Below are 2,418 nucleotides of genomic sequence, written 5' to 3'. Positions count from 1 at the left end.
CAGGCCCTCCGTCGCCTCAACCGGGTTTTCAACTGCCTGTTCGTTACTCATCGTCTTCCCTTCCTGTTGTTAACTTTTGCTAACGGGGTCATCTCTTGGCCTTGGCCAGCATCTCGGCCCAAGTGGCCTGATCGATGCCCGGCGGCGGACTGCTCGGATCGGGCACGTAGCCCGCGTTGCTGCGGCGCTGCTTGAGCATCTCGAGCTCGGCGCGCTCTTCATCGGTCAGAGGCTTGTTCGCCTCTTCCTGAGCCTTTGCCCGGCGCTCAAGGTCGCGTTGCCACTCCTGCAAGCGCATCATGCGCAGCTTGCGCTTGGCCAGTTCGGGAGCAGCTGCGGCGCGGATACGGCCGCCGGTGGGGAACCAGTCATCGCGCTCGTCGCCGGAGAGGCGCACCTGCATCATGGCGTCCCGCAAAATGTCGAGCGGGATATCAGCGAGCTCCTGGCGCATCACCGCCATCCGGATCTTGCCCTCTTCCTCGGTCATCCGGGCGGCGTTCTTGCTTGCCCGCACTGTGCCGATGAGGCGCGCCAGGACTTCCTTGGCGTCGGGCAATTCGCCTACCGGCGTGAGCCCGGTCTCGGCGTGCTTGATGGCCAGCGAGACGGCGCGGCGAGCGTCGGGCACAGAGGCCTCCGGCACGTATGGCAAGCCGACGTAGCTATCCCCTTCCAGGTATCCGTCAGGCTCCCATGTCGGCCGCACAGGCACGTAGGATTGGATCGCGGAACCCGTGCTCGTCCGGGCCGGTGTCATGCTGCTCGAAGCGCGGTTGCCTGCGAACCCAGAGCCGCCAATCAGCCGACCAATCGGCACTGCAGTGTCCGGTGCGGAGGTAGTGATCTCGGAACTCATCGACGGTTCTCCGGAGTTTTTCGCCGCTCCACGGCGCGGCCAGGGTGTTTTGCTCAACGAACGCCATGTCAGCCGCTGACGGCTGCCAGTCCTTCGGGATCGGGATTTTCTGAGGCGGCGGCTGCTGCCGCTGCTGCGGGCGCGCGGAGGTTACAGAAGCAGCGCAAGCTGATTCTGTAACCGTAGGAGAAGATGAAGATGACTGCGCGGGCGTACGGGGACCAATGTCATCACCATTGCGCGCACCTAAGCCCCCCTTTGGTGAAGGCTTTGGGGCGTCATGATTTCCATCACCCAAGCCTGCACCATAGCCGCGCGCTTGGCGTACATACTCGTCGCGAACCATGCGGCTTGAGTACCAAAGCGGACCAGCTTGGGTGGGTACAAGGGTGACGGGATCGCCGCTCTTCCGGCCGCTGCGGGGCACGTAAATGTAGGGCTCAATCGTCCCCTTATCCGCGCCCTTGAGCACACCTTTCTGTGCCAGTTCGGTGAGCAGCTTCACTGGTGCGCCGATGGCCTGTGCCATCTCTTTCAGCGTCCAGCGCAGCAGCCCGTATTCGTCGCTGTCGTGAAGCAGGCAGAGCACCCGCACCCACGCGCCTTGAGCCGCCCAGGAGCAGCGCAGCAGGTTGGAATTAGTGTTCCAGTCGGCGGGGTAGAACTGGAAGGATGGGCGCTTCATGCCGCAGCCCTCCCCTCGTGTGCCTTCCAGCCACGCGAGCGGGCGAAGTTCACCAGCTGCGTGTCGGAGTAAAGGCGATCATGGGAGCCAATCACCCATGGCTCAGGGTCCTTGGTGATGCCGGCGACAGCGGCGCGATAGACCGGGTAGCCCCGGCTCTGCAGCCACACCCGCGCGGCTTTCACGTCGCCGGACGGCTGCTCGACCTTCGGTGCCGTCGGAGACTTTGCCCAGATCGAGCGCTTGCGTTTGGCTGTGCGCTTCCCCGTCGCCACAATCTCGATCTGGCGAGTGTCGCTGGTGCCGTGGATGATGATCCACCCTTCCTTTGCGGCCGCCGTGAAAAGCTTCGTCAGCTTGTACTCCCTGACGCCGAGCTGCAGCGCCAGGTCCGCATTGAGCGGGCACACCTCGCCAGCCTCGGCGAACGCGGCCAGCGCCTGGACCAGTTTGATCAGCAGAGGATCCGTCATGTCAGACCTCCCTGATCCGGACGCCAGGATAGGCGGCCTCAACGAGTTTCTTCTTGAGGCGGTAGACCTGGTTTTCGCGCGTGGGGTCGCTCTTGGCATCCTCGATCACACGCTCGTTTTTCTCGAAGTATGAGAAGTCCGCCCTGTAGACGCAGACCCGGATTCCGTTGATCTCAATCGGGAATTCGGGTTGCTGCTCCAGGCGCTGGATCTGGCCGGCGCGCTCGAGCAGACGCAGTTCGTCACAACGCCCCGCCTCCTTCTTGCTGTCGTGCATGTGACCAGCGCCGCACGGGGTTTTCACCGCGCCGTACTTGTTCTTCTTCGGGCCGCCACCAAACAGGGCATGCGCCGCGGACTTGCGTTGCCACGTCTTGATCATGGCCGCACCTCCTTCAGCC

At 63.6% G+C, this 2,418-nt stretch carries 4 protein-coding genes; all 4 read right to left on the bottom strand.

Features of this window, described 5'->3' with window-relative positions; translation table 11 throughout:
• Positions 1-88: 88 nt before the first annotated feature.
• Positions 89-631, bottom strand: a complete 543-nt coding sequence (locus VIG90_RS12845; RefSeq protein WP_331593919.1) for a hypothetical protein — start codon at positions 629-631, stop codon at positions 89-91.
• A gap of 55 nt (positions 632-686) precedes the next feature.
• Positions 687-1,544 (bottom strand): hypothetical protein, encoded by an 858-nt coding sequence (locus VIG90_RS12840; RefSeq protein WP_331593918.1) that lies wholly within the window; start codon positions 1,542-1,544, stop codon positions 687-689.
• On the bottom strand, positions 1,541-2,017 hold the full coding sequence (locus tag VIG90_RS12835) for a hypothetical protein (protein ID WP_331593917.1): 477 nt from the start codon (positions 2,015-2,017) through the stop codon (positions 1,541-1,543). The genes VIG90_RS12840 and VIG90_RS12835 overlap by 4 nt, the downstream gene beginning before the upstream one ends.
• Before the next feature lies 1 nt (position 2,018).
• Positions 2,019-2,418: DUF1064 domain-containing protein (locus VIG90_RS12830; protein ID WP_331593916.1), on the bottom strand; the 400-nt coding region annotated here is incomplete at its 5' end.

The sequence above is a fragment of the Pedomonas sp. genome (genome assembly GCF_036515995.1).
In the GTDB taxonomy this organism is placed as follows: domain Bacteria; phylum Pseudomonadota; class Alphaproteobacteria; order Sphingomonadales; family Sphingomonadaceae; genus Pedomonas.
The sequence above is the reverse complement of the archived record's forward strand: the minus strand, read 5'-3'. Positions and strand labels throughout refer to the sequence as shown.

Bases quoted from the DNA above. Each gene is read 5' to 3' on its own strand.
- VIG90_RS12835 (WP_331593917.1), bottom strand. From the start codon at position 2,017: ATGACGGATCCTCTGCTGATCAAACTGGTCCAGGCGCTGGCCGCGTTC.
- VIG90_RS12840 (WP_331593918.1), bottom strand. From the start codon at position 1,544: ATGAAGCGCCCATCCTTCCAGTTCTACCCCGCCGACTGGAACACTAAT.